Source organism: Niastella soli, from assembly GCF_017742245.1.
Classification (GTDB): domain Bacteria; phylum Bacteroidota; class Bacteroidia; order Chitinophagales; family Chitinophagaceae; genus Niastella; species Niastella soli.
In genome coordinates this window covers 570,866-596,299 of sequence record NZ_JAGHKO010000001.1, presented here as the reverse complement: position 1 = coordinate 596,299, position 25,434 = coordinate 570,866, and the positions used below count along the sequence as shown (strand labels likewise).

Annotated in this window: 19 protein-coding genes and 1 tRNA gene; 6 read left to right on the top strand and 14 right to left on the bottom strand. The window is 44.7% G+C overall.

The features are described from left to right. Nucleotides 1-82: 82 nt before the first annotated feature. Nucleotides 83-5,377 carry a S8 family serine peptidase gene (locus tag J7I42_RS02215; protein WP_209137137.1) on the bottom strand — a complete coding sequence of 1,765 codons (5,295 nt, stop codon included), beginning with the start codon at nt 5,375-5,377 and terminating at the stop codon, nt 83-85. 258 nt (nt 5,378-5,635) lie between these two features. Between J7I42_RS02215 and J7I42_RS02210 the strand changes: the two genes are divergently transcribed. Then, nucleotides 5,636-5,941: an ArsR/SmtB family transcription factor gene (locus J7I42_RS02210; protein WP_209137136.1), complete on the top strand. Its 306-nt coding sequence runs from the start codon at nt 5,636-5,638 to the stop codon at nt 5,939-5,941. Nucleotides 5,942-6,001: 60 nt separating this feature from the next. Here J7I42_RS02210 and tig read toward each other — a convergent pair whose 3' ends face one another. From tig to J7I42_RS02190, 4 genes are all read right to left on the bottom strand, one after another. After that, nucleotides 6,002-7,381 carry a trigger factor gene (tig, locus tag J7I42_RS02205; RefSeq protein ID WP_209137135.1) on the bottom strand — a complete coding sequence of 460 codons (1,380 nt, stop codon included), beginning with the start codon at nt 7,379-7,381 and terminating at the stop codon, nt 6,002-6,004. 80 nt (nt 7,382-7,461) lie between these two features. Then, nucleotides 7,462-8,283 carry a universal stress protein gene (locus J7I42_RS02200; protein ID WP_209137134.1) on the bottom strand — a complete coding sequence of 274 codons (822 nt, stop codon included), beginning with the start codon at nt 8,281-8,283 and terminating at the stop codon, nt 7,462-7,464. A 167-nt stretch (nt 8,284-8,450) separates the two neighbouring features. Further along, entirely contained in the window at nt 8,451-9,041 is a 591-nt protein-coding gene (locus J7I42_RS02195; RefSeq protein WP_209137133.1) for a hypothetical protein, read from the bottom strand. A gap of 177 nt (nt 9,042-9,218) precedes the next feature. After that, nucleotides 9,219-9,300, bottom strand: a tRNA-Leu gene (locus J7I42_RS02190). 110 nt (nt 9,301-9,410) lie between these two features. Between J7I42_RS02190 and J7I42_RS02185 the strand changes: the two genes are divergently transcribed. The 4 genes from J7I42_RS02185 to J7I42_RS02170 all read left to right on the top strand — a co-directional run bounded on the left by J7I42_RS02185 (nt 9,411) and on the right by J7I42_RS02170 (nt 15,033). Continuing rightward, on the top strand, nt 9,411-11,639 hold the full coding sequence (locus J7I42_RS02185) for a RelA/SpoT family protein (protein ID WP_209137132.1): 2,229 nt from the start codon (nt 9,411-9,413) through the stop codon (nt 11,637-11,639). Nucleotides 11,640-11,871: 232 nt separating this feature from the next. Further along, nucleotides 11,872-13,137 (top strand): adenylosuccinate synthase, encoded by a 1,266-nt coding sequence (locus tag J7I42_RS02180; protein ID WP_209137131.1) that lies wholly within the window; start codon nt 11,872-11,874, stop codon nt 13,135-13,137. A 94-nt stretch (nt 13,138-13,231) separates the two neighbouring features. Beyond that, nucleotides 13,232-13,702 carry a hypothetical protein gene (locus J7I42_RS02175; protein WP_209137130.1) on the top strand — a complete coding sequence of 157 codons (471 nt, stop codon included), beginning with the start codon at nt 13,232-13,234 and terminating at the stop codon, nt 13,700-13,702. A 92-nt stretch (nt 13,703-13,794) separates the two neighbouring features. Continuing rightward, nucleotides 13,795-15,033 (top strand): anthranilate synthase component I family protein, encoded by a 1,239-nt coding sequence (locus J7I42_RS02170; RefSeq protein ID WP_209137129.1) that lies wholly within the window; start codon nt 13,795-13,797, stop codon nt 15,031-15,033. 170 nt (nt 15,034-15,203) lie between these two features. Here J7I42_RS02170 and J7I42_RS02165 read toward each other — a convergent pair whose 3' ends face one another. The 6 genes from J7I42_RS02165 to J7I42_RS02140 all read right to left on the bottom strand — a co-directional run bounded on the left by J7I42_RS02165 (nt 15,204) and on the right by J7I42_RS02140 (nt 20,902). Beyond that, entirely contained in the window at nt 15,204-16,295 is a 1,092-nt protein-coding gene (locus tag J7I42_RS02165; RefSeq protein WP_209137128.1) for a lytic transglycosylase domain-containing protein, read from the bottom strand. Between the two features lie 152 nt (nt 16,296-16,447). After that, the gene (gene gatA, locus J7I42_RS02160; protein ID WP_209137127.1) at nt 16,448-17,893 is read right to left on the bottom strand and encodes an Asp-tRNA(Asn)/Glu-tRNA(Gln) amidotransferase subunit GatA; all 1,446 of its coding nucleotides are present in this window, start codon (nt 17,891-17,893) and stop codon (nt 16,448-16,450) included. Between the two features lie 59 nt (nt 17,894-17,952). Beyond that, nucleotides 17,953-18,189, bottom strand: coding sequence for a Sec-independent protein translocase subunit TatA/TatB (locus tag J7I42_RS02155; protein WP_236065381.1), 237 nt, complete (start codon nt 18,187-18,189; stop codon nt 17,953-17,955). A gap of 192 nt (nt 18,190-18,381) precedes the next feature. After that, nucleotides 18,382-18,753: a 50S ribosomal protein L19 gene (rplS, locus tag J7I42_RS02150; RefSeq protein WP_014221740.1), complete on the bottom strand. Its 372-nt coding sequence runs from the start codon at nt 18,751-18,753 to the stop codon at nt 18,382-18,384. A 90-nt stretch (nt 18,754-18,843) separates the two neighbouring features. After that, nucleotides 18,844-20,397, bottom strand: a complete 1,554-nt coding sequence (gene rny / locus J7I42_RS02145; RefSeq protein ID WP_209137126.1) for a ribonuclease Y — start codon at nt 20,395-20,397, stop codon at nt 18,844-18,846. 214 nt (nt 20,398-20,611) lie between these two features. Continuing rightward, a complete protein-coding gene (locus J7I42_RS02140; RefSeq protein ID WP_209137125.1) occupies nt 20,612-20,902 on the bottom strand; it encodes a cell division protein ZapA in 291 nt (96 codons plus the stop codon). Nucleotides 20,903-21,043: 141 nt separating this feature from the next. Here J7I42_RS02140 and J7I42_RS02135 point away from each other — a divergent pair, with 141 nt between their 5' ends. Beyond that, a complete protein-coding gene (locus J7I42_RS02135; protein ID WP_209137124.1) occupies nt 21,044-21,298 on the top strand; it encodes a hypothetical protein in 255 nt (84 codons plus the stop codon). A 6-nt stretch (nt 21,299-21,304) separates the two neighbouring features. On the opposite strand, the gene J7I42_RS02130 is transcribed toward J7I42_RS02135, so the two are convergent. The 3 genes from J7I42_RS02130 to J7I42_RS02120 form a co-directional block, all read right to left on the bottom strand. After that, a complete protein-coding gene (locus tag J7I42_RS02130) occupies nt 21,305-21,592 on the bottom strand; it encodes a hypothetical protein (protein ID WP_209137123.1) in 288 nt (95 codons plus the stop codon). Nucleotides 21,593-21,632: 40 nt separating this feature from the next. Beyond that, nucleotides 21,633-24,065, bottom strand: a complete 2,433-nt coding sequence (pheT, locus tag J7I42_RS02125) for a phenylalanine--tRNA ligase subunit beta (protein WP_209137122.1) — start codon at nt 24,063-24,065, stop codon at nt 21,633-21,635. Nucleotides 24,066-24,640: 575 nt separating this feature from the next. Then, nucleotides 24,641-24,889 carry a hypothetical protein gene (locus J7I42_RS02120; RefSeq protein WP_209137121.1) on the bottom strand — a complete coding sequence of 83 codons (249 nt, stop codon included), beginning with the start codon at nt 24,887-24,889 and terminating at the stop codon, nt 24,641-24,643. Nucleotides 24,890-25,434: the final 545 nt, after the last annotated feature.

Sequence of the window (25,434 nt, the reverse complement as noted above, 5' to 3'; positions counted from 1 at the left end):
GAGCAGTAGGTGTAGGAAAAAAAAATAGGAAGTACGAACATGAGGTTCATCGTACTTCCTATTTCTTACTTCTTACTTCAGTTTATTCAACAAAGAGCTTTTCTATTTTTGAACCGTTGTCTGTTATTACGTTAATAAAGTACATGCCTTTGTTTAGCTGGTGAACGTCTATGGGGTTATAAGTGCCTTTTACGTTCACTGTTTTAATGAGGCGGCCTATGGCATCCCGCACGTCAATGCGGTTACAGTTCACAGAGGTATTTACATACACGGTGCCTTTTGTTACGGGATTTGGCAGCAGGCTGATAGTGAAATCATTATCAGAGTTATTGATGGTACGTACCGGTGAAAAGGCATACTTCGCATCGTTATCCATTGTTTTAATGCGGTAGTAATTGATACCGGTTGCCATTTGTTTATCGGTAAACTGGTATTTGCTTACAGTAGAGGTATTGCCACTTGCAGGTACAGAACCAATGGTCTCATAATGGCTGCCGTCTGTACTTCTTTCTATAATGAATTCTTTGGTATTGGTTTCCTGCAGGGTTGTCCATTGTATTAAAGCGGTAGCATTATTTTTTGTAACGGAGAACATGCCTAAAACCATTGGTAGCGGCATATTTTGCCCGGGACCACCGCTATTGATCCAGAATTCAGAGAAGTTGCTTACCTGGTATTCGGCATAATAACCATTGTCATATGGTATTATGTCCACGTTCGATGGCGTGATAAAATTAAAGGTACCGTTCAGGTCATCGAGCAGGTTGCCATTTTCTTCTGCCGGTGCATTGCTGTATTGGGTAACGCCTGCTGCATAGGCATCTGAGATGGTACTGCAACTGCCGCAACCGGTAGCGTTCATGAGGTTGCGGGCTTCTGATTCAAGGAAATAATATCGAACCGTTACGGGGCCCGTTGGCACACTGGCAGGTTGTATCACAATATTTCTATCGAGATAATATTGTCTTCCATCATTGCGTACGCCGCTGGAATTGATGTATACTCTTACATCTGTGCTGCCCAGGTTTTGTCCATTCGGGTTTATAGATACTACGCGGTTGCCGCCAGTATTAAAGTGTGTCCAGCCAGAACCACTTACCGTTTGTGTTAAGCCACTGGTAATATTTGGCCCGTTGTAAATGGCTGCTTTGTCAAATATATGAATGTCGTCGATGCCTACCCCTTCATAAGTAAGACCGGCATCAGCCGTCATAGCGATCCTGAACCGGACTGTGGAGGCATGGGAAGGAATATCATGGCTCGATACACGCCAAATGGGGTCGGCCCCATTCCATCTGTTGGCCGCTGCATTGTACCAGTTGATACCGCCGCTGCTGTTAGTACCCAGTTTATTCCAGGTTGTTCCGTCGGTGCTGTATTCAACCCAATGGAAATCCCAACCGGATTCCGTTCTATAGATGTGACTGAAAGAAAGCACCGGTGTTGTTAAACCACTCAGGTCAAAGCAGGGTGAATACAGGTATGATGATTCATTATTGTTATAGTTACCTGTTAAGTTGGTAACCCAGGCTTTTGTGCCATTGGCTGCTTTGTTTATGATAGTGCCGCCAGGGGTACCCCATTGCCAGCTGCTGTTTTGTCCGCTGGCATACCAGCTGCCTGCACCAGTCTCGAAACTTTCCAGGTAAGGAAAGCTGTTGACAAGGGTAGTAGTTTGGAAGGTAGTGGTCACCGTATCGTTCGACCGGTAGTTGTCTGTAGGATAGTCGACATATGTTTTTAACGTGTATTGTTTTGAGGCCGACAGATCGGCTTTTTGCACAAACGTATAATTAAGTACCTGGCCAGGTGTCAGGGAAGCGATGGTATCCGTGACCACGGGGTTAGTATTTATCTGGTATGTGACGGGGACGTTGGTAAGGGTTCCCGGACTTGAATTTTTTACCTGAACGGTTATTGATTCGGCAGCACTTAATGAACATATATTGGCTGTTGCCGGACTTATCAATTGTGTTATGCTTGCATCGTCTGTGGTTAGGGTAATGGTTATATCATCAAATGTATAACCATCATCGAGGTTGCGATCCACTACTACCGAGTTGGTTGAATTGTAGCCATGTTCGCCAAACCTCACCTGGAAACTACTGCTTACTGTTTGGGCCGGGGAAGCATTGGCCAGCGTTTCGGTTATATTGACCGGTGTAGCAGGCAGGTATATTCCAAAATCAGCTGAGTTGACAGGGAGTGTATACACAGGGATCCAGGCATCGTTCTCACTGCCCCGGATATAAACTGTGTTATTGGCTGCCGGGAAATCAATGCCCTGGTTTTGAAAATAGAAGGTAAGCCATAACTGCTGACCACCGGTATAGTTACTCAGGTTAAAGGTGGTAATGAGGTTATCTTGCTGAATACTGCTATTGGCTTTTTGATCGAGCGTTACTGCCCGATTACCGGTTCTGGCTATGCCTGTATTTACAAAAGTGCGGGCCCGTCCATTACTGGTCTCGGCAAAGAAATCGCAGCGATCAAGCCCGGTAAAGCCAAGGGTGCCGGTGGTATAACTTTGTTCAGCAGCTGTTTCAAACCCTTCGGTATAAGAGGGACTTAAAAGAAGGGGATCGTTTCTCAAATGCTTCACCACAGTTACCAGCGTGTCGTTGAGGTGTGAAGGATCGCCGCCAAAATCAACCCAGGCTTTTATGGTATAGGTCCCTTCTAATGAGAAATCGAAGGCCGTACCGAAGGTATGAGTATAAGTACCGTTAGCTGCAATGGTTTGTGTAGGGCCTTCCATTACAGTTGAACCGCCATTTACCTGATAATAAATGTTGAAAGTTCCTGATGCAACGGCTGCACCTATATTCCTGATCCGGACCTGGGGAGCGACCAACCCTAATTGTGAGGTGGTAAATTTACGGCCGGTTACAGGAGCTATCAGCAAATCAGTTGTGATGTCATTATCGAAAGATGGTGATGCACAGGCGCCACCGGTTGGGATGATACTTTGTCCGAGTGAGCGCCGGCCGGGTGTTGCACCCAATTTCGGACGTACAGCCAACCAATAGGTGCTGTCCTTATTCAACCCGCCCAAAGTATAGCTGGTGCCTGTTGTAGTGGCTATTACGCTCATATCGTCGCCTTTCAGCATCATGATATCGTAACTGGTGGCTGCAGTGATGGCGCCCCAGTTAAGGTCAACATAACCCGTACAGGCATTGGTAAGGGTTACAACAGGCTGATCTAATATGGTGAATGTAAAATCGCTTATATCTGTAGTAGCGGTGCCGTTGCGTTTTACGCGTACCAGCGCTGTAGCTGAAGGGGACGATGGTACCGTCCACAAATAAGTACGGGCAGTAGCAGCAACGTTGTTGTCGATGGTTGTCCAGCTGCCGCCATTATTGAGCGAGTATTCAATGGTAAAGGGGTTAGTGTCGCCATCAAAAGCGCTCCAGCGAATGTACTCACCTTCGCCAGGGACCAGGGTTTCGCCGCCAAATGGATACATAAGATTTATAGTGGGGGCAATAACCTGATACGTTACCACAAAATCCTGTGGGCCCCATGGTACAGCAGTACCGGTAACTGTTACTGAGAAGTTACCTGCGGGTGGGTTATTGATAACTACCTGTTCAATATTGTTTCTGGAATCCACACCTTCTACTGCCACATTGTTTACATTGCCTGAAGATGGATCGAGTATCAAAGGGCGATGAAGGATGGCATCGGAACCAGTAACTGTAAGGTCCAGATCGTTTACGAGGGTGGTAGCAGCATACGGAAAGGCTGAAGGATCATTCCAGTGGAGTAAGATCTTTATCTGGGCCATACCCGCAGGCACCCCGGTAATAGTAAAAGTTTGTGAACCACCATGGGGTGTTACGCCGTTGAAGTAGTTATTGTTCTCAAGAGCCTGTACTGCGTTTAGGGCGTTCAACGAACCAAATCCAAAGGTAAAATCGGGTCCGGGATTACCGAGGTCTTCGGCACCATTACAGGCTACTGCTTTTATTAAGGCGGCGGTAGGGTTGGTGCCGCTATTTAACTGGCGATAGCGTTCGTATAATAGTCCCATTGTTCCGGCAACAGTTGGTGCTGCCTGACTGGTCCCTGACAAGTCCCAATATCCGTTAGACGGAATGGTAGAAATAATACCCTGGCCACCTGCAACGATCTCTGGTTTTAACCGCCCATCAGCAACGGGACCGCGGCTCGATAAACCGGCAATGGTATTGTTGCTGGTTTCCAATGCGCCAACCGTTAATACGTTCTTCGCGGTTTGAAAACCTGATTTTACCGTTCCAAATGCAAAGGGGAAGGGCGAACAGGTTAAGGCGCCATCGTTACCAGCTGCAAACACGTGTAAAATTGTACGGTCGACATTCATGAGGTAATCTACATAATTACTCAAATAATCATAATCGCCCTGGCCAAGGCAACCCGCTGCTGCACCATGATAGGAGTTGTTGGTAATAACCATATCATAATCGGCTACATAATAGGGCGAGTTCACCAGAATATCGCTGAAGTACTGGCCTATGAACGTTGCTTTTGGCGCCATACCCTTATACTTCGGGTTTACAATACCGGCCCCGCCCATGGTTCCCATGGTATGGGTGGCATGACCGGAGGCAGCTGCCTGATTCCTGTTAATAAGGTGCACCGCGTTATCAATATGGGTGCTGGCATCCCCATCATCGCCAATTCCCATGTATACATTGGCGCCCTGCAGGTTACGGCCGGCTGGGGTGCTCACCATGTTAACGCCATGGGTACCCCGGTTTCTGTAGTTGAGGCTTACCTGCTTCATTTGCTGGCTGCTAACATAAGCCACGAAGGGAAGTGACGCTACTTTTTGCACCACACTGGCTGTACCATCAATAAACACTACATGGGCGGGTTGTATTTTGGTTTCCACTATCTGGGCGCCTGCCTGTTTTAATTCAGCAATGGCGGTGGCTTTATCAATATTCCCGTAAAAACTGACCGCTATTAATTTGTCGGGGTCACGCATGGTTTCGCCCAACTCTTTTTGTAGCACCGGGGCTATTTTGGTTTTTGTTTCCAGCGTATAAACGGCGCCGATGGTACTCTTTTTAAGCAAACCTGGTGCAAGTCTGTCGGTTATTTCGGCTAAATACGTATTGTCGGGTATATAATCATATAATAAGATCCCTTCCTGAGCAAGGGCTTTCCGCTCTGCTGCATCGGGAAGTTTTGTAAACTGAATAAGTGCATAGTACCTGCTTCTGAAATGGTGTTTGCTCAGGGAGTCAGTAAGATGCAGGTCATTGCGAAGGTTTTTGTTTTTAGAGAGGGGACCACTTTTTAACTTAACAGGACGAATGATCTCCTGGGCCGAGCTCTTTATGGATACGAACAATGAAAAAGCTACGAGTAACGGGTACTTCATTTAAGGGTATTTTAATAGGATAGTGGTTTTCAGGGATTTAGAATAATGGAGAAAAGGTAGATAATATAAACGGAAAGTACAAGCAATTTATTATAGCCCCGGTAATTGCATAAGCGGCACTTAATCAAATTGTTATATGTTGTTTCCTGAGCAATTATTTCCATTGCCGGCGATGTCTGGATTCTCTGTATCTCTGTGCTTTGCGAACCGGGTTGTTACACATAATTTTGCAACCGAATAGTTACATAAACCAATTGTATGCGTCGTGATGTTTTTCAGGCTATTGCCGACCCAACACGGCGGGAGATCATTGGCCTGCTGGCCAATAAATCCCTGACCTTGAATGGGGTGGCTGAGAATTTTGAAATAAGCAGACCTGCTATTTCAAAGCATATTAAAATATTAACTGAATGCGGCCTTGTAATAATAAAGCAACAGGGACGGGAGCGTTTTTGTGCGGTAGATTTCAACCGGTTGAAAGAGGTGGCGGAATGGGTAACACAATACCATCGGTTCTGGAATGAGAAGCTGGATGCATTGGGTAGCTTTTTGGAAGGGGAGTAATAAACAAAAAGCCCGGAATCATGTTCCAGGCTTTTTTATTTAAACAGAGATTATTATCTACTAATGGTGGTGATGCTGGTGTTTTTCAGCTTCTTTAGAGAACTCTTCTACAGTAACCGGCTTTTCAGTGGCGTTTACTTTTGTTTCAACCAGGTCAAACACTTTCTCGGTTTGAATACGGTGGTAAGCATCTTCAACAAACTTACGGTCTTTCATCATACGGGTGATGTATTCTGCAATCCATGGTTGTTCTTCATCCTGCAGGTTCATGCCCATGTATCCGAATAACTGTTGTTTGGCGAAAGCTTCGATGTCTTCGTTCTTTACTTCGATGTTATTTTCCTGTACCAGTTTATCGGTGATCAAAGTCCATTTAAGCTGGTTGGCGAACGTAGGGAATTCATGTTCTACTTCTTCCTGAGATTTAGGTTGTTCACCACCGGTTTGCATCCAGCGTTTCAGGAACGATTCAGGGAATTCGATCTTGGTATGGTCTACCAGTACGTGATAGATCTCGTGCTGTAAATGATTTTTCGTTTGCTTATCCCAGTAGCTTTGAATTTCTTCTTTTATTTCATTGCGGAATTCTGCTTCTGTTTTGATCTCTTTTTTGGGATAGATCGTCTTGAAGGACTCTTCATTCAGTTCTGCTTTTTCAACCAGGCCAACTTTGGTGATGGTTACGTTGAAGAATTTAGCAGCAGCGGCTTCGTCATGTTTATCAAGGCCGAGGTCGCTCAGTACCCACTCTCTTTCTTTTTCGTCGAAGGCTTTATTTAACTGAATGTTGAATACATCATCTTTTTTCTTGCCGGTAAGGGTGCTGCGTACTGCTTCTGCAAAATATTTTACCAGGAAAGAATTATCTTTTTTAATGCCGCCTTCAATTTCGTTACCGTTTGCATCGGTTTCGGTGAAGGTTACATTTAATACGTTGTCATCTTCAGAAACTGCATCGCGGTCAACAAGTTTGCCATGACGCACCTGTAAACGGTTTACTTCATCATTGATCATTTCTTCAGTAACCGTTACTTTATGGCGGGTCATTTTTTCTTTGGCCAGGTCAGCTACGTCAAATGAAGGTTTTAACCCTACTTCAAAATCAAACACGTACTCAGTGGGGTTATTCATGTCTAATTTAGGGGCTTCATCCGTAGCAAGCGGTAAAGGCTGAGCGAAGATCTCCAGCTTTTCATTTTGCATGTAATTGCCGAGTTCTTTCTCTACAGTTCTGATCACTTCATCAGCAAATACTGACTGGCCATGCATTTTTTTGATCATGCCTGTAGGGACCATGCCTTTACGGAAACCAGGTATATTGGCCTGTTTGCTATAATTCTTGAGTGCTTTTTCAAAAGAAGGCAGATAATCTGCTCCGGCTACTTTTATGGTAATCTTATCATTCAGCAGTCCGATATTCTCTCTGGTAACTGTTGCCATAGCGCTATTTTTTAAATTGGGTTGCAAAGGTAAGGCAAACAGAGAACTCGGTCAAAACGAGTCGGGATGTATAATTCCAGTTAGTCTTTATCCTGCAAAATAAGCAGGGGAACGTGGGTTTCGTAGGCCATAGCCGTGGTATGGTTCTTCGAAAATACCCTTTCAAGAAAAGTATGTTTATGGGCCACCATTACCAGTAATTCGCTGGAATGTTGTCTTAAATATCTGCTAATTCCTTGATTTACAGATGGTTCTTCGGTGGTGACGTATTCGTGGTCGTACCCTTCAAAAATAAGTTCACTACTTTTTTTACCGGTAAACTCCAGTTCGGAATTTCCGCCATGGTGTTGCCGGACAAACAGAATATGTGTTTTTGCAGCAAAGGCCCGGGCCAGTTCCAGCAGGGGATTGAACAGCCGGGTGCTGGTTTTATAGCTAAAATCGCTGGCGTAAGTAATATTTTTTATGGGGGTATAGGCCGCGTCGTGGGGCACCACCAAAACGGGGGTTTTTACTTTACGGGAAACGTTGATGGTAGTGCTGCCAATGATCTTGTCGAGCCCTCCGGCGCCCTTCATACCCATTACTATAAGGCCAATGTCTTTTTCCCTGGTCAGGGTTTTTATTTCATCTGAAGCGATGCCAATACGTACGAGCCACTCTATTTCAAGCCCAAAATCATCGTGCAGCCAGTCTGCTTCTTTTTTTATTTGCTCCTCATTCTCTTTTTGCAGGTTATCTACAGTAACCATGGCATATGGCACCTCGCTAATGGGGGTAGGCAGCATATAGGCATGGAAAAGGAGCAATTTAGTATGTAATAATTTGGCCAGTTCTGCTGCAAATACAGCAGCGTTGCGGGATGCGGGCGAAAAATCCACCGCTAAGAGGATGGTTTGCATACATGAAGTATTAGGCTGTATAAAGTTAGCAAGTTTACCAATGCACCGGATGATAAATACCTGTATCACAGATGACTTTTGTCAGCTCTAATAATAGATCTTAATAAAAAAAGTGGGCCAGTTTCAGCTGGCCCCTCGTTGGAATTTTTGGATCATGGGCGCACCGGCTATAATACTATACTTGCCGCAAGGACTGCCATCTCCAGGGGGCTTTTGTAATAGGTATCACTACGATTAGGACCGTTTACATACGTTACTTTGGCATCACAGCTCAATTTCGAATAACTTAATGTCGTCTGAATTTTGGTTGTTTTTAAGATCCGGAAGGAAACGCCTGCGCCAATACTAAAAAGATCTTTCCCAGAGATGTTATAATAATAGTGGCCCGAACCATAATTTTCGGTTGAATGTGCCTTATGCCATTGCGCGGTGATAACAGGGAAGGCTTTTTTCGCTTTAAAGTCTGTAATGGTAAGGTCGGCCCCGATTGGGAGTGTAACAGGTGCTATTTCTTTTAAATTAAAATAACCGGCACTAAAACCTAAAGCAGCATAACGGATTTTAGCCCCGGCCGCACCAAAAATAGCAGGTGCCACCTGGCCTCCTCCATTTTGTGGAGCTTCTTTACGTGCTATCGAGAATACCAGAGCGGGAGAAACTTTTACATAAAGATGTTCTTTAATAAAACTGCCAGTTTTTTGCTGGGCAAATAAAAGTGCAGGTAAGAAAAAGATGCTAATGGTAAGGAGTCTTTTCATGAAAATAAAGTTTACAGAAACAGGTTTTTTAATAAAACAGTCTGTTCTCTATTTTCCCTATTGCCTTTTGGGGGATATTAATTGATTGAATTTAGTAAAAAAAATGGAATATCCCTGTTTAAGGTGACGAGAATAAAAAAGTGGGCCATCTTTGCAGATGACCCACCTTGGGAATTGTGCGCATGGAGGGACTCGAACCCCCATACCTCGCGGCATCAGATCCTAAGTCTGACGTGTCTACCAATTTCACCACATGCGCTTTTCAGTTCTCAAATATTACTTATATATTGAACTTCGAACCTTGATCTGAGAACTCCGATCTGATTCGGGGGTGCAAACATAGGGCATTTTTACGTAAATTCGTTAACTATGGATTCTGTTGCTGTGATACCGAAATATAATTTGAATGAAGAGCAGGAAAAAAAGCTGATTCTCCGTGAATACCGAGCCCTGTTACGTGTTTTGAAACCAAAATTAAAACCGGGTGATAAGGAATTGCTCCGCCGGGCATTCGAAATGGCGGCAGATGCGCATAAGACTATGCGCCGAAAGAGCGGGGAGCCTTATATTCTTCACCCCCTGGCCGTAGCCCGCATAGGCATTGAAGAGATTGGTCTGGGTGTTCGTTCCACCATATGTTCGCTGTTACACGATACCGTTGAGGATACCGATATAACCCTGGAAGATATTGAACGGGAATTTGGTACTGAAATAGCCCGTATTGTAGATGGGTTGACGAAGATCTCCAACATTATTGACGTCAATGCATCGGCGCAGGCGGAGAATTTTAAAAAGATCTTACTTACCCTCACCGATGACCCCCGCGTTATTTTGATCAAACTGGCCGACCGGCTGCATAATATGCGTACGCTCGACAGTATGAAGCGGGAAAAACAACTGAAAATTTCTTCCGAAACCGTTTATGTATATGCTCCGCTGAGTCACCGTATGGGTCTTTATACTATCAAGACCGAAATGGAAGACCTGGCTATGAAGTACCTGGAGCCGGAAGCCTATAAGGAAATTGCCCGCAAACTGGCAGAAACAAAACGGGAACGGTCGCGATATATTAATGAATTCATCAAGCCAATAAAAGACAAACTCGATAAAACCGGGTATCAATTTGAAATTTATGGCCGGCCCAAAAGCATCCATTCCATCTGGAACAAGATGAAAAAGAAAGGGGTGGCTTTTGAGGAAGTATATGACCTGTTTGCCATCAGGGTTATTTTGGATATTTCCCTGGAACAGGAAAAAGAAGGCTGCTGGAAGGTATATTCTGTAATTACTGATGAATACACTCCCAGTCCTGAACGTTTACGTGACTGGCTGAGCAATCCCAAATCGAACGGGTATGAGGCCCTGCATACCACCGTAATGGGCCCGCAGGGAAAGTGGGTGGAAATACAGGTGCGTACCCGGCGGATGAACGAGATCGCAGAAAAAGGGTTGGCCGCTCACTGGAAATATAAAGAAGGTACGGCTGATGAAAGCCGCTTTGATAAATGGTTTCAGCAAATACGGGAAGTACTCAATAATCAGGACAGCGACTCCATCGATTTCCTGCATGACTTTAAAACCAGCTTCCTGGCTGAAGAAATATATGTTTATACGCCAAAGGGCGATGTGAAAATGTTGCCGGTTGACAGTACAGCCCTGGACTTTGCCTTTGCCATACACAGTGTGGTGGGGTCGCAATGTATAGGTGCCAAAATAAACCATAAGCTGGTACCCCTGAGCCATAAATTGCGTAGTGGCGACCAGGTGGAGATCATCACCTCCAGCAAACAAAAGCCTAATGAAGACTGGCTGAATATTGTGGTTACCGCTAAGGCGAAGAGTAAGATCAAGGACGCATTAAAGGAAGAGAAAAGAAAGGTGGCCGATGAAGGCAAATATGTGCTGCAGCGAAAGATGGAGAACATGGGGGCGGCCTTTAATCAGCATAATGTAGATATACTGGCCTCTTTTTATAAACTTCCCTCGCCGCTCGATCTGTATTATCAGATCTCTGTAAAGGCCATTGACCTGAAGGAGCTGAGCGAGTTTCATTTACTGGGTGATAAGCTGGAACCACCCAAGCCTATTCGTCCTGAAATAAAACAAGACACAATCCATGCGTTGCCTAAAAAAGATGCTGAATTGATCATCTTTGGAGAAAGCAGCGATAAGATCGTGTATAATCTGGCAAATTGTTGTAAACCTATCCCCGGGGATGACGTATTCGGTTTTGTAAGTACCGGAAAGGGGTTAACCATACACCGCACCAATTGTCCTAATGCGGCCCGGTTGCTGGCCAATTATGGACACCGGGTTGTAAAAACAAAATGGGCAAAAAATAAAGAGATCTCCTTCCTTACCGGCTTAAAGATCGTTGGCCTGGATGATGTGGGTGTAATACATAAGATCACCAATTTAATATCGGGCGAAATGAAGATCAATATCAATGCCATGACCATTGAGGCCCGGGAAGGTTTGTTTCACGGGAATATAAGGGTGTATGTGCATGATAAAGAAGAACTGGATGATCTGGTAGACAGCCTGAAGAAACTGCCTGGTATTGAAACAGTTGACAGGTATGATACAGAACAGCAATAGTGTTTGCTGATTTTGGGATCTTGCGATTTGGGGGATATCCCCCTGATCCTACAATAAATTTTTCCGGTTTCATGATTGGAAAAACAAACGGTTGTTATGTTTACAACTGATTTTTGGGGTTTTGAAGCAAGCCTGAAATCTCAAAATTTAGAAATCACAAAATCTCAAAATGTCTTAGTGTTTTTAACCTATTTTTGCCCCCGTTTGCTAGAAATTATTCAAATATTTAATAATGGTTGATGTTTTATTAGGTCTTCAATGGGGCGATGAAGGCAAAGGCAAGATCGTGGACTACTTTGCTCCCAATTATGATGTTATTGCCCGCTTTCAGGGAGGTCCCAATGCAGGCCATACGTTATATGTAAACGATAAAAAAGTTGTTCTCCATCAAATTCCTTCCGGTATTTTTCATGAGAATACAGTTAACCTGATAGGTAATGGGGTAGTCTTGGACCCGGTTACTTTAAAAAGGGAGTGCGAAACCGTAAAAGCGTTTGGCATTGACTACCGGAAGAATTTATTTATTTCAGAGAGAACGCACTTAATATTGCCAACGCACCGTGCATTGGACAAAGCGTCTGAATTATCAAAAGGAAATGATAAGATCGGTTCTACCCTGAAAGGGATTGGTCCGGCTTACATGGATAAAACAGGACGTAACGGTTTGCGGGTAGGCGACCTGTTAGATAAAAGTTTCACCACTCAATATATCCGCTTACGCCTGAAGCACCAGAAAATGCTGGATAGCCTCAATTTCCATGAGGATATTACGACCTGGGAAGAGGAATTCTTCGAAGCGCTTGAGTTTATGAAGGAATTCAAGATCGTTAACGGCGAATACTTCATAAATGACAAAATAAGCCAGGGCAAAAAAGTTTTAGCCGAAGGAGCACAAGGAAGTATGCTTGATGTTGATTTTGGAACGTTTCCTTTTGTAACTTCATCAAACACTATTTCAGCCGGTGTATGTACCGGGTTAGGTATAGCGCCTCAAAAGATCAAGGATGTAATAGGCGTAACAAAAGCTTATTGTACGCGCGTTGGCAGCGGACCTTTCCCAACTGAATTACATGATGAAACGGGTGAAGAACTGCGCCGTATTGGTAATGAGTTTGGCGCTACTACCGGTCGCCCCAGACGTTGTGGCTGGATTGACCTGGTAGCCTTAAATTTTGCCTGTATGGTGAATGGGGTAACTAAACTGGTTATGACAAAAGCAGACGTTCTGGACGCTTTTGATGAGCTTAAAGTATGTACCTCTTACATGGTTGACGGAAAGAACTCTAAAGAGGTTCCATTCCAAATGACACGGGTATCAATTGAACCTGAACTGAAAAGCTTTAAGGGTTGGAAAATAGCAACTGATAAGTTTAGAAAGGCCAGTGAATTGCCCGCAACCATGAAGGATTATGTATCGTTTATTAATTCATATTTAGGTGTGAATATAAATTATATTTCCAACGGTCCGGGACGCGAACAATTGATAGAAATTCAGTAGTTTTCACTTCGGATTTATTGAGAAAAAAATTATTTTAAAAAATTTGGCGAATTAAAAACTTCGCTGAAATTTTACACCACAATCTTACCAGACAATGGCAGCAAAATCTGACAAGGAAAAAAAGACCGGCGGAGACTCTGCACCAAAGTCTTCTAAGGAAACTCCGAAAAAAGCCTCATCAAAACCTAAGAAAGAAGAAGATGAGGATGATGAAGACTTGGAAGACGAAGAGTTAGACACGCCGAAGGCCGCTAAAAAGGGCGGCAAAGCTTCTTCTAAGAAATCTGATGAAGAGGGTGATGACGATGACGACGATGCGGATCTCGATGATGAAGTGGATGATTGGGACAAACCCGAAGAAGATGAAGATTGGGATCCCGACTTCGAAGAATTCGACTTACCCAAATCAAAAGGAAAGAAAGCCACCAGTGGTGGAGGAAGTAGCAGCAGCACAGGTAAAAAAGGCAAAGGAGATGACGACGATGACCTGGGCATCGATGATGAGTTCAAAGACCTTGATCTCTTCAACGACCGCGGCTTCGACGACGATGAGGAGGACTTTTAGTGGTTACTTCTTTTACTGCTCACCCTGTTTCTACAGTGCGCAGACAATTTATATCATTTCCCGTCGCTGATTTTCAGCGAACCAAATTACAAATGTTGAGCTGGGTTAACCAGTTCAACATTTGTTGTTTTCTCGACAACCAACGATACAATTTACCGCATCATAGTTTTGAATGTATGGCTGCGGCAGGGGCGGTACAAACCCTTGCAACAGTGGCTGGCACTGCATTTGAAGAACTGAAGCAGTTGTGCGAGACCAGCAATGACTGGCTTTTTGGTCATTTGAGTTATGATCTGAAAAATGAAACAGAAGGCCTGGTCAGTAACAATACCGATCTTATTGGTTTCCCCGATCTTTGCTTTTTTATTCCCGAAGTAATACTCCAGTTAAGTGAACGTGAATTGTTGATAGGTACGTTTGGTAACCGGCATGAAACTATTTTTCATGAAATATGTTCGGTTGAGCCAGTGCGTGAACCTAATCAACCATTGGGGGCACCTATTAATAGCCGTATAAGCCAGGCAGACTATATCGCTATCGTTCAACAATTGCAGCAGCATATTTTACGTGGCGATTGTTATGAGATCAATTTTTGCCAGGAATTCTTTGCCGAGCATGTTGCTATTGATCCGCTTCAGGTGTATAACACGTTAAGCCAAACATCGCCAAATCCCTTTGCTGCTTATTATAAAACCGGGCAGCAATATTTGTTGTGCGCCAGCCCCGAACGTTACCTGAAAAAAGAAGGCGATCGTATTTATTCACAGCCTATAAAAGGCACTTCACAGCGAAACCTGAACGATGCAGGAGAAGATGTAAAAAGTAAAGAGCATTTATTTAACAGTCCCAAAGACCGTTCAGAGAACGTGATGATCGTTGATCTGGTGCGTAACGACCTGTCGAAGATCTGTGAGGAGGCATCGGTACAGGTAGATGAATTGTTTGGTATTTACAGTTTTCCGCAGGTGCATCAAATGATCTCCACCGTTAGTGGACAGCTACGGAGTGATATTCATTTTATAGATGCTGTTAAAGCTACTTTTCCGATGGGTTCCATGACCGGCGCTCCCAAGAAACGGGTTATGGAACTGATAGAACAATACGAACAGACCCGGCGCGGCATATTCTCCGGCGCAGTAGGGTATATTACCCCTGAAGGCGATTTTGACTTCAATGTGGTGATCAGGAGCATTATGTATAATGCCGCTGATCAATATCTTTCTTTTCAGGCAGGTTCTGCCATTACATTTTACAGCGATCCCGAAAAAGAATATGAGGAGTGTTTGTTAAAAGCAGCTGCTATTAAGAAGGTTTTAAGCGGCAGAGGGTGACCCCAAAAAAAATGGCGCGAGCGTTAGCTTGTGCCGTATTACAGATTATGCTATATACTTTACCTGGCACAAATGGACGCTTGCGCCATTGAAGCGGGTACAATAAAAAATGCCACCCGGCTGGATGGCATTCTATAAGTTATATATGTTCGCTGAGCGATTTCGATGGATCATTTCCCTACCGTAGCCCCTGTTAACATCATTTGCACGCTCTCATTGAGGATAATATATTTATTGGCTATGAACAGGTCCATTTTATCGGCTGGCAATTTAAGCTCATAGGCGTTGTCATTACTGGCCATTATGGCGTCAAATTCGGGATTGTAGCGGTTAAATTCGCTCATATCCATCATTATATTCTTAGCAATGGCAGATGAGTAATACTTGCCAGATACTTCCATGCTTTTGGCATTTGTCAGTTCGGAAGTGGTTAACCGGCGGCTGATCAAGTGGGTAGCGGTTACACCCAGTTGTTCAGTAACTTCAGCTTTGGTAAGCGTGGTTACGCTGCCCTGGCCTTCAAAAATATAATGGGTGCCAATGAATTTCTTTACGTGCATCCGGGTTTCGGCCGGCAGATAATTTTGCAGTTTCCAGAAATTACGGCTGCCCTGGCTTTTTTTAATGGCGCTGTATACATTGGCGGGGCCACCATTGTAAGCGGCAATCACCAGTAACCAGTCGCCAAATTCTCTATATAGGTCACGCAGGTACTTGGCAGCCGCATGCGTGCTTTTGGTATAATTTTTCCGCTCATCTATACCGCGTTCTACCCGAAGGCCTAATAATCGGGCGGTTTCCGGCATCAGCTGCCAGGGGCCCACAGCTCCAGCCCAGGAGGTAGCGGTTGATTTTAATTCAGATTCAATTACACAGAGGTATTTTAATTCTGATGGAAGGCCATATTTCTGCAATATGCCATCAATTACAGTAAAATAAGGTTTGGCCCAGCCCTTCATTTTACGAAGGTCATCGCCATTTTTTACCATGTAATCCTGCACAAATTGAATAGCACGGGGATTTAACCGAATGCCATTGGCGGAATTGTACCCCAGCTCGAAAGCGTGGGTCAAATCTTCTTCCTGGGGATCAGCGCTGTCAGTTACAACTTTACCAGGGAATTCGAATTGCTGCGAAAGCACAACTCTGTTAAGCTTCTTACCGCCCGATGCGGGGTTGATCGCTATTCCGTGGTCAGTACTGTATGCCATGCATAACCATCCCAGGCCTAAAATACCCGAAATAAAAAGTTTTCGTTTCATTTTCGTTATTTAAAACTAGTAATGATCGACCCGGTGGTATGGATTGAAACGAGATGTTCTACACAGGATGGAACGGATGGGAGTTTCTTAGGATTCCTTGGAGGAACAGAGCAGTATTATGGCCGGGGGTCGAAGGGATTTAGGCTTTTCATTTAGCCGGCGTTTCTGAACTGTTGCATCCACAACTGGGATAGCTGGAGCAAATATAACTCGGAAAATTGGTTTGTCATAATCTGCAACCCATAAGGCATGCCATTACTGTGCCAAAAGAGCGGGATTGAGATGGTGGGAATACCGGTGAGGTTGGAAAATACTGTAAAAATGTCAGCCAGGTACATGGAGATGGGGTCCTCCGTCTTTTCGCCGATGGTAAAGGCGGTAGAGGGGGCCGTAGGAAGAAGGATCGCATCGAACTGGCTGAAGATCAGGTTGATCTTTTCTACCAGGAGTTTGCGTACCTGTTGCGCTTTCGTAAAATACGCATCGTAGTAGCCCGCGCTTAAAACGAAGGTTCCCAGCATGATGCGCCTTTTTACTTCCCAGCCAAATCCTTCTGACCGGGTGGCACAATAAAATTCTGTTAAAGAGTTATTTTTTTCCACATTGCGGTGACCATACTTTACTCCGTCGTAGCGGGAAAGGTTGGAGGAGGATTCCGCTGTGGTTAAAATATAATAAGCGGGAACAATGAAATCGAGGTATTCAAAGTCAACAGGTTCAACTGTATGGCCATCTGCCTGCAGCTTTTTTGTGAACTCCAGAATGGAATTGCGGATCTCTTTATCCAGGGCCGGGCTTTCCAGGGCTTCCTTGAAATAAGCGATCCTGAGCGGTTTAGAAGGAAGCGGGGTCAGGTTGCTGTATGCATCTACCGGTTGCTGGGCACCCGTGCTATCAAAATCATCGGGGCCGGCAATTATTTCCAGTACCAGGGCTACATCGGGAACATTGTTGGCGAAAATGCCTATTTGATCGAAAGAGGAGGCATAGGCTATAAGGCCGTGACGGGAAATGCGGCCATAGGTGGGTTTAAGCCCTACCACGCCACAGAAATCTGCTGGCTGACGAACAGAACCACCTGTATCGCTTCCCAGGCTTACCATGCACTGGTTGGCCTGAACGGCTACAGCTGAGCCGCCAGAAGAACCACCGGGCACCCTGGATTCATCCAGGGCGTTCAGTACTTTACCATATGCTGAGTTTTCATTGGTTGACCCCATGGCAAACTCATCACAGTTGGTGGACCCTATAATAATGGCTTCTTCGGCCAGTAATCTTTCGACAGCAGTAGCATTAAAAACGGGCTTGAACCCCTCAAGGATCTTTGACGCGGCGGTAAGCGGGTGATCTTTATAGGCAATTACATCTTTCAGTGCTATTACCACACCGTGTAATTTGCCAGTTGGCTTACCGGCTTTGCGGCTGGCATCCAGTTCAGCCGCCCGTTTCAGCGCTTCCTCTGCATAAATATACACATACGCATTCAGGTGCCTGCGGGCTTCAATTTGCTGCAGGTAGTGTTGAACCGCCTCTACACACGTTGCTGCGCCAGAGAGCAGGTCCTGGTGATATTGCGTTATTGAGTGATACTTAAACAAAGGTTGTTACCGGGATTGAATAGACAAATCGGTTACAGAATAAATTATGTGAGACTGAACTAGTGAGCTTGTGTAGAAGAGGCTTGTTTGGTGTCCTTCTCGTTGATGCCGTCTTCGATCTCTTTCTTCACGTTGTTCTTGGCATCGTTAAACTCCCGGATACCACGGCCAATACCGCGCATGAACTCAGGGATTTTACGTCCACCGAACAGCACCAACACTGCCAGTACAATCAACAACCACTCGCTACCACCAGGCATTGAGATGAGCAACAGGTTTACAATACTCAGTAACATGATAAACTTTTTAATAGTTAGAAAACAAAATTACGCCCTTTTGCAAAGTAAAACGCATAAATGTGGTGCAAATTACGTGAAGCTATTTGGAAAAAAGGGCTTTTTGCCACCGCTTAACAAAGTCACATACAGTTAAGTAATAAAAAAGCGGAATCTATTGATCCCGCCTTAAGTAGTTTTATGTACCAGTGGTTATTTAGCCACTACAGCTGTGTTCATGCGTTTCTCTTTAATACGAGCGCTCTTACCACTGCGTTCACGCAGATAGAAAAGCTTAGCACGGCGAACACGACCTGTTTTATTCAACTCAATAGAATCAATATTGGGTGAATAAATAGGGAAGGTTCTTTCAACACCTACACTATCGGAGATTTTACGTACAGTAAATGTAGCAGTACCACCTTGTCCTTGGCGTTTGATAACATCGCCACGAAAGCTCTGGATACGCTCTTTACCACCTTCGATAATTTTATAGTTCACAGTTATATTGTCACCCGCTTTAAACTTCGGGAACTCTTTTTTACCTGTCAACTGCTCATGTACAAATTGAACTGCTGCATTCATGACATTAAAATTTGGGGAGGCAAAGTTAACTAAAAAAACGAATTTATCATTTTAAATTTCCTAAAACCCCCGATTTTCCTATATTTTTTCTTATTTGGCTACGTTTACTGCTCTCTTTTCCCTGATCACGGTTACTTTGATCTGACCAGGATAGGTCATTTCGGTCTGGATCTTCTGGGCGATGTCGAAACTCAGCTTGTCAGAGTCGTTATCGGTCACTTTTTCGGCTTCTACAATAACCCGTAACTCACGACCGGCCTGAATAGCGTAGGCTTTTTCAACCCCCTGGTAGCTCAGCGCCAGATTTTCTAATTCTTTAATACGTTGCAGATATTGTTGCATGATCTCTCTGCGTGCACCTGGGCGGGCGCCGCTGATGGCGTCACAAGCCTGTACAATGGGGGAGATCACATATTGCATTTCCATTTCATCGTGGTGAGCGCCGATGGCGTTCACTACAGCAGGGTTCTCTCCATATTTTTCGGCCAGCTTGGCTCCCAGCAGGGCGTGGCTCAGTTCAGACTCCTCATCAGGCACCTTACCAATATCGTGTAACAGACCGGCACGTTTGGCCAGTTTAGGGTTCAGCCCCAGTTCAGCAGCCATAATACCGCACAGGTTGGCAACTTCGCGGCTGTGCATCAGCAGGTTTTGACCATATGAAGAACGGAAACGCATTTTACCAACTATACGAACCAGCTCTTTGTGTAAACCGTGGATGCCCAATTCGATTACCGTGCGTTCGCCAATTTCAATAACCTGTTCTTCGATCTGGCGGCGGGTCTTTTCTACCACTTCTTCAATACGGGCCGGGTGAATACGGCCATCGGCAACCAGCCTTTGTAAGCTCAGACGGGCAATTTCACGGCGAAGGGGATCGAAAGAAGAAAGGATGATGGCTTCCGGAGTATCGTCAACAATGAGGTCAACACCGGTAGCGGCTTCAATAGCCCTGATATTACGGCCTTCACGACCAATGATCTGGCCTTTTATTTCATCGCTTTCGAGGTTGAATACAGTGATGGAGTTTTCAATAGCCTGCTCAGCGGCGGTACGCTGAATGGTTTGAATAATGATCTTGCGGGCTTCTTTATTGGCTTTTTGACGGGCGTCGTCAACAATTTCCTGCTGCAGGGCCAGGGCTTGCGTGTGGGCTTCCTGTTTTAAACTCTCAACTAATTGTTTTTTAGCTTCTTCTGCGGTTAATCCAGCGATCTTTTCAAGGCGGCGGATGTGTTCTTCCTGGTGTTTTTCCAGCTCGGTGCGTTTCAGGTTCACTACTTCGATCTGCCGGTTCAGGTTTTCTTTTATGGCTTCGTTTTCCTTGATCTGTTTATCGAGCTGGTCGCTTTTGGCATTGATGCTTTGTTCTTTCTGGCGGGCCCTGTTTTCGCTTTCACCCAGTTTACGATTGCGCTCATTTACTTCTTTATCGTATTCGCCCCTTAATGCCAGGAACTTCTCTTTAGCTTCGAGTTGTTTTTGTTGTTTAATGGTTTCAGCATTCGTTTGTGCGTCGGCAACAATTTTGCGGGCCTGACTTTCGGCCTCATCGATTTTTAGTTTAGTGTTTTTGGCAAAAATTATTTTACCCAGCCCAATTCCCGCGGCCAGGGCCAAAATACCTATTATAGCGGTTAACATACCTTGATCAATTGTGTTTTACATGTTTAAAGAATTCGTCATTATCTCTCCCTCTCTACCATTGGCAAGTATACCATAGTGAGGCGTGAATGTGCGAAAATACAAAAAAAGGTGCAGCAGTGCTGCAAGCATTTTGAAGTCAGTTATTTGTAGATGGGGGTTATTTGAATTGTGTATCGAGGACGGATGAATGGCGGTTGATTGCGGGCCTTCTTCAGTCAACCAGCATTCTGTCCAGTAGCTTTTCTATAGCACCAAGTTGTTCTGCTGTTTGATTGTCTACCAGCGGTTGGCTATCCCCGGCTTTTTGCTGGGTTGCGTACCAGAGTACCACCATGGCTACATAATCCTGCATATCCTTGCCGGCGAAGGTGGTCTTAAACTCCAGAATTTTGTCGTTGATGAGCTTAAGTGTTTTGCGAACCACTTCTTCATCGCTGGGGGCGATGCGAATGCGGTAGGTCCGGTCGCCTATTAAAACATTTATGGGAATTAATTCTTCCATGGGCTTGCAATTTTGAAAAGCTTGTTTTACATTTATCCACACACAATTCACAGGAATACCTCTGGCTACAATTGGATCGTTTTGGATGGTTAAATGCAATTTTCGTATTCTATGATTACTCACCAAAACCAAACGATTAACATGTTCGCTAAACTAAGGTCGAACACCTTCATCGACGCGCTTACGCTGGAGTTAATGGCGCCTATTCAATCCAGCCTTAAAGCTATTTTACGCGATGAACGGGGTTATGAATGTAGCCGTCTCGAAACCAACATACCTCAAGGCGATAAAACTGTTACCTGGAAAGGGTTAAACGATCTGCCTTATGGCGTTTATACCCTTGAGCTTTCCCAGGGAGATGATGAAATGAAAATGCGACTGGTAAAAAGGATTTGAACGAGCTTACTCGCTTAATAATGCAATACACCGGTCAATTTCCCGGATGTATCGGTTAATTCTTTTTTCTACTTCTTTCTTCTCACCGTCATTCAACTGGCCGGTAACGGTTTGTAGTGCCGTCATTTTCATCTCCAGCTCGTCAATACGTATTAACCGGGCTTTTTCCTTATCGCGCAACGTAACCACTTCCCTGCTTAATTGATCATGTTCTTTTTGCAGCAGATGATAGCTTTGTACCACCTGCTGCAATTTTGCAGTGATCCGTTTCAGTTGTTCCTGTAATCCCTCCATTGAACAAATTTTTGCCTGGTTATGGTCATACAGGCATTGATCATTTTCTGATCTCTGCCTGCAGATTCGTCTCCAGGGCATTCATAATTTTATTCATCATACCGTCAATATCCTTATCGGTGGGGGTTTTTTCCTCATCGAGGAAAGTAAAGCTGACTGCGAGGGATTTTTTATCGGCCCCGAGCTTTTCACTTTCAAAAATATCGAACAGTTGTATCGACTGTAATTTGTCGAGTTTCACCTTTTTTACGGTGTTTTCAACGTCTGCAAAGGGGAGGGATTTGGGCACTACCATAGCCAGGTCGCGGCGTACGGGCAACTGGCGTGGTAATTCTTTTGCTTTTATAGAGTTGGCGGAAATATACTTCAACATCAGCTCAAAATCCAGATCGGCATACATCACAGGCTGCTTTATATCAAAACGCTTTAGTTCCTGTGGGGTAACCTGGCCAAGCGTTGCAATAACATCTTTGTTTACGGTAACCTGTAAGGAGTTCACCAGGTTGTTTTCAGCTGTTACTGAAGCAAAGGCTGCTTTAGAGATGCCTGTTAGTTGCAATATTCTTGCCACAACGCCTTTCAGATAAAAGATATCTGAAGCGGTTCCTTTTCCCTTCCAGGCATCTTCCTGTACCTGACCGGTTATGTACAAACATACATGTTCGTGTTCGCTGTACTTGCCGGGACCTTGTGTACTGTAGGTTTTACCGAATTCAAAGAAGCGCAGGTCGTTATTTTTCCGGTTTAGGTTATGCGCAATTGCTTCCAGGCCGGTTTGCAGCATGGAAGGGCGCATAATGTTATGGTCGGCGCTCAGGTTGTTCAACAGTTTTACCGCAGTGCTCAGCTCTGTTTCATCAAAATAAGTGGCATTGGTAATGGAGTTGGTGAATATTTCATTAAAGCCCAATCCCACCAGATAGTCGCTCATTTTTTCGCGATAAACATGTTTGCCGCGGTTGGGTTCTACCGAAGGTGAAATGGTAATGGCTTTTGGGATCTCTACATTATCGAGGCCATCAATACGCATGATCTCTTCAACAATATCAGCTGGCAGGTGAATATCTGGTTTGCTGAATGGGGCAGTGGCCACCACATCATCAGCACTTTCTTTTACTATCTCAAAACCCAGGCTCACCAGGATCTTTTTCACCGCATCGGCCGGATAACTTTTACCGCTCAACTTGCGCAGGAAAGAATATTTCAGTTGAACCTGCGGCTGCTGTACGGGGTTGGGGTATACGTCTACAACGTCAGATGCAATTTCACCACCGCCCAGTTCTTTAATAAGCAGGGCCGCCCGTTTCAATACATTTACAGTATTGCTGATGTCTACATTCTTTTCGAACCGGGTAGCTGCATCGGTACGCAAACCATGGCGGAAAGAAGTTTTTCGAATATCAATCGGGTTGAACCAGGCGCTTTCTAAAAAGAGGTTTTTGGTAGAAGCGGTTACGCCGCTGTGCTGGCCGCCGAATACGCCGGCAATACACATGCCTTCACTGTTGCCATTGCAGATCATAAGGTCTTCGGCACTAAGCTTCCTTTCCTTTTCATCGAGGGTAACAAAGGGTGTTCCTTCGGGCAGGTTTTTCACCAGCACCTTTTTACCGGTGATCTTGTCGGCATCAAACGCGTGCAGGGGCTGACCCGTTTCGTGCAACACATAATTGGTAATGTCGACAATATTATTAATAGGCCGTTGGCCAATGGCGCGCAGTTTATCCTGTAACCACTGTGGACTTTCCTTTACCGTAACACCGGAAATGCTTACGCCACTATAGCGTTGGCAGGCATTGGTATTTTCGATGGTAACGGCAATGGGGAGGGAAGTATTCTCCACCTTGAAATTATCGGTGGCCAGTGCTTTTACTGTAAGATTTTGATTATCGTGATATGATAAATAAGCGCATACATCGCGGGCCACACCCCGGTGGCTCATGGCGTCCATACGGTTGGGGGTAAGCCCAATTTCATAGATCCAGTCTGTATATGGCTTAAAATATTCGGCGGCAGGAATGCCCACTTTTACATCGGCGGGTAAAACCATTATACCGGCATGGTCGTCGCTCAATCCTATTTCATCTTCGGCACAGATCATTCCATAGCTTTCCACCCCGCGGATCTTGGCTATTTTCATAGTAAGAGGATCGCCTTTTTTGGGGTAGATGGTTGTACCCACGGTAGCCACCACCACTTTTTGACCAGCTGCAACGTTGGGAGCGCCGCAAACAATTTGCAGGGGTTCGCCCGAACCGATATTTACCTTGGTAACCGTTAATTTGTCGGCATTAGGATGTTTTTCAGCAGCCAGTACTTCACCGATCACCAGTCCCTGTAACCCACCTTTCAGGCTTTCATAACGCTCCAGGCTCTCCACTTCCAGTCCTACTGAGGTCAATAATTTACTAAGCCGCTCGGGATCAATGGTTACTGGTAAGTAATCGTGCAACCAGTTATAGGAAATAGTCATGAATCTGTCTATGATTTTAATTGTTCAACGATGGGAGCAAAGATAGGTTAAGGGGGGCAGGTTACAAGTTTCCCGTTCCAGGTTCCCGGTCCTGAGGGGCCTGCACTGAACGAAGTCGAAATGTCGAAGGACTTGCCACACGACCGGGCGGAGTCGAGGGCGGCATTTCGATTTGGGGGTTCTCTGTGCTCTGTTCACCGACTTCCGGCTGCCCAATGCTACCTTTCATCTTTGGGTCTTCCTCGGTACTTCTTTGGGTTATCTTAGGGTCATCTTAGGCTTTAAACCCTAAGATAACCCCAGGATGACCCTAAGATGACCCCAGGATGACCCCAGGATAATGGTCTTTTTTAGAGTTGGGAGAAAAAAATTAGTTTGAGTTTTTAAAAAAAGTGGAACGCAACAGGCTGCGTTAACCTGAGAAGGTTAAAATATAAAGGGGCAAAAGGAGACTTGTTACTCTGTTGAGTATCAGATTTTTGCAATCGTAAATAGTGGGCAATAGTGTCAGGAAGTCAGGCTCCCGGCAATAGGGGCCGCAAAGGGGAAATGTTCAATTTCTACTAAAAAGCAGGCTAGTTCTTACAAACAATAAAGCAGAAGGGGGGAATTTCGGCGGCGCTTAAAATGCGGTGAATTCGACCAGGGCGTTGCTCTATACGGCCATTTTGCAGCTTCATAACCTCCACAGCATGTGAAAAGCTAATAGCATGGGCTGTAAGCAGGTCATAACATAGTCGTTCATAGTACAGCAGGTGCTGAGCTTCTTTGGTATTTTCTTCAGGCATCATTACTTCATAATGCCGCAACTGGTATACGCGCATGGTCGGTGTTGAAATTAAAGAATCTAATTTACGGTTCTCCGGGTAAAATTTATAATATAGGGCCTATCTTTTTTGTTTTGACGACATCTGAATGCCATTTCTTGTAGTAATTATACGCGAATTTTATGCCATTGGTTGAAAAAAAGTGCTGGAAAGTGGGCGGGTGGCCCGTTGAGCAGTTGATCAAAGGCTGAAATATCCGGTAATAGGCGGTTATAGCTTTGGCAACTCAAGAGAATGCTGTATGGATAAGCATTTTCACTAGGGATGTTTCGGAAAACCCTACTCCGACTGCATCTTATTTTCCCGCGCTCATCTCCAAATATTCAGGCTATAATTCTTACACACAGGGTATGTGCATTACAGATGAACAAAGGTGGCAAACTTTTGTAAATTGTGTATATATATACTTGATGCTGTGGATAAGTGCCCTATTTTTGTGGGTTCACCTGTGGATTGTTGTTATTAAATATAGGACAGCAATTTTTTTTTCCGGGTATTAGAGGGGTATATATTCGCCGTCCTGACCTTGTGGGGGTAACATT

Excerpts from the sequence above, each read along its gene's own strand:
- J7I42_RS02140 (WP_209137125.1), bottom strand. The coding sequence starts at position 20,902 with ATGGAAGAATTAATTCCCATAAATGTTTTAATAGGCGACCGGACCTAC.
- J7I42_RS02165 (WP_209137128.1), bottom strand. The coding sequence starts at position 16,295 with ATGAAACGAAAACTTTTTATTTCGGGTATTTTAGGCCTGGGATGGTTA.
- tig (WP_209137135.1), bottom strand. The coding sequence starts at position 7,381 with ATGGCAACAGTTACCAGAGAGAATATCGGACTGCTGAATGATAAGATT.
- J7I42_RS02210 (WP_209137136.1), top strand. The coding sequence starts at position 5,636 with ATGCGTCGTGATGTTTTTCAGGCTATTGCCGACCCAACACGGCGGGAG.
- pheT (WP_209137122.1), bottom strand. The coding sequence starts at position 24,065 with ATGACTATTTCCTATAACTGGTTGCACGATTACTTACCAGTAACCATT.
- J7I42_RS02195 (WP_209137133.1), bottom strand. The coding sequence starts at position 9,041 with ATGAAAAGACTCCTTACCATTAGCATCTTTTTCTTACCTGCACTTTTA.
- J7I42_RS02130 (WP_209137123.1), bottom strand. The coding sequence starts at position 21,592 with ATGGAGGGATTACAGGAACAACTGAAACGGATCACTGCAAAATTGCAG.
- J7I42_RS02135 (WP_209137124.1), top strand. The coding sequence starts at position 21,044 with ATGTTCGCTAAACTAAGGTCGAACACCTTCATCGACGCGCTTACGCTG.
- J7I42_RS02120 (WP_209137121.1), bottom strand. The coding sequence starts at position 24,889 with ATGCGCGTATACCAGTTGCGGCATTATGAAGTAATGATGCCTGAAGAA.
- J7I42_RS02185 (WP_209137132.1), top strand. The coding sequence starts at position 9,411 with ATGGATTCTGTTGCTGTGATACCGAAATATAATTTGAATGAAGAGCAG.
- rny (WP_209137126.1), bottom strand. The coding sequence starts at position 20,397 with ATGTTAACCGCTATAATAGGTATTTTGGCCCTGGCCGCGGGAATTGGG.
- J7I42_RS02155 (WP_236065381.1), bottom strand. The coding sequence starts at position 18,189 with ATGTTACTGAGTATTGTAAACCTGTTGCTCATCTCAATGCCTGGTGGT.
- J7I42_RS02170 (WP_209137129.1), top strand. The coding sequence starts at position 13,795 with ATGTTGAGCTGGGTTAACCAGTTCAACATTTGTTGTTTTCTCGACAAC.
- J7I42_RS02200 (WP_209137134.1), bottom strand. The coding sequence starts at position 8,283 with ATGCAAACCATCCTCTTAGCGGTGGATTTTTCGCCCGCATCCCGCAAC.
- rplS (WP_014221740.1), bottom strand. The coding sequence starts at position 18,753 with ATGAATGCAGCAGTTCAATTTGTACATGAGCAGTTGACAGGTAAAAAA.
- J7I42_RS02180 (WP_209137131.1), top strand. The coding sequence starts at position 11,872 with ATGGTTGATGTTTTATTAGGTCTTCAATGGGGCGATGAAGGCAAAGGC.
- J7I42_RS02215 (WP_209137137.1), bottom strand. The coding sequence starts at position 5,377 with ATGAAGTACCCGTTACTCGTAGCTTTTTCATTGTTCGTATCCATAAAG.
- J7I42_RS02175 (WP_209137130.1), top strand. The coding sequence starts at position 13,232 with ATGGCAGCAAAATCTGACAAGGAAAAAAAGACCGGCGGAGACTCTGCA.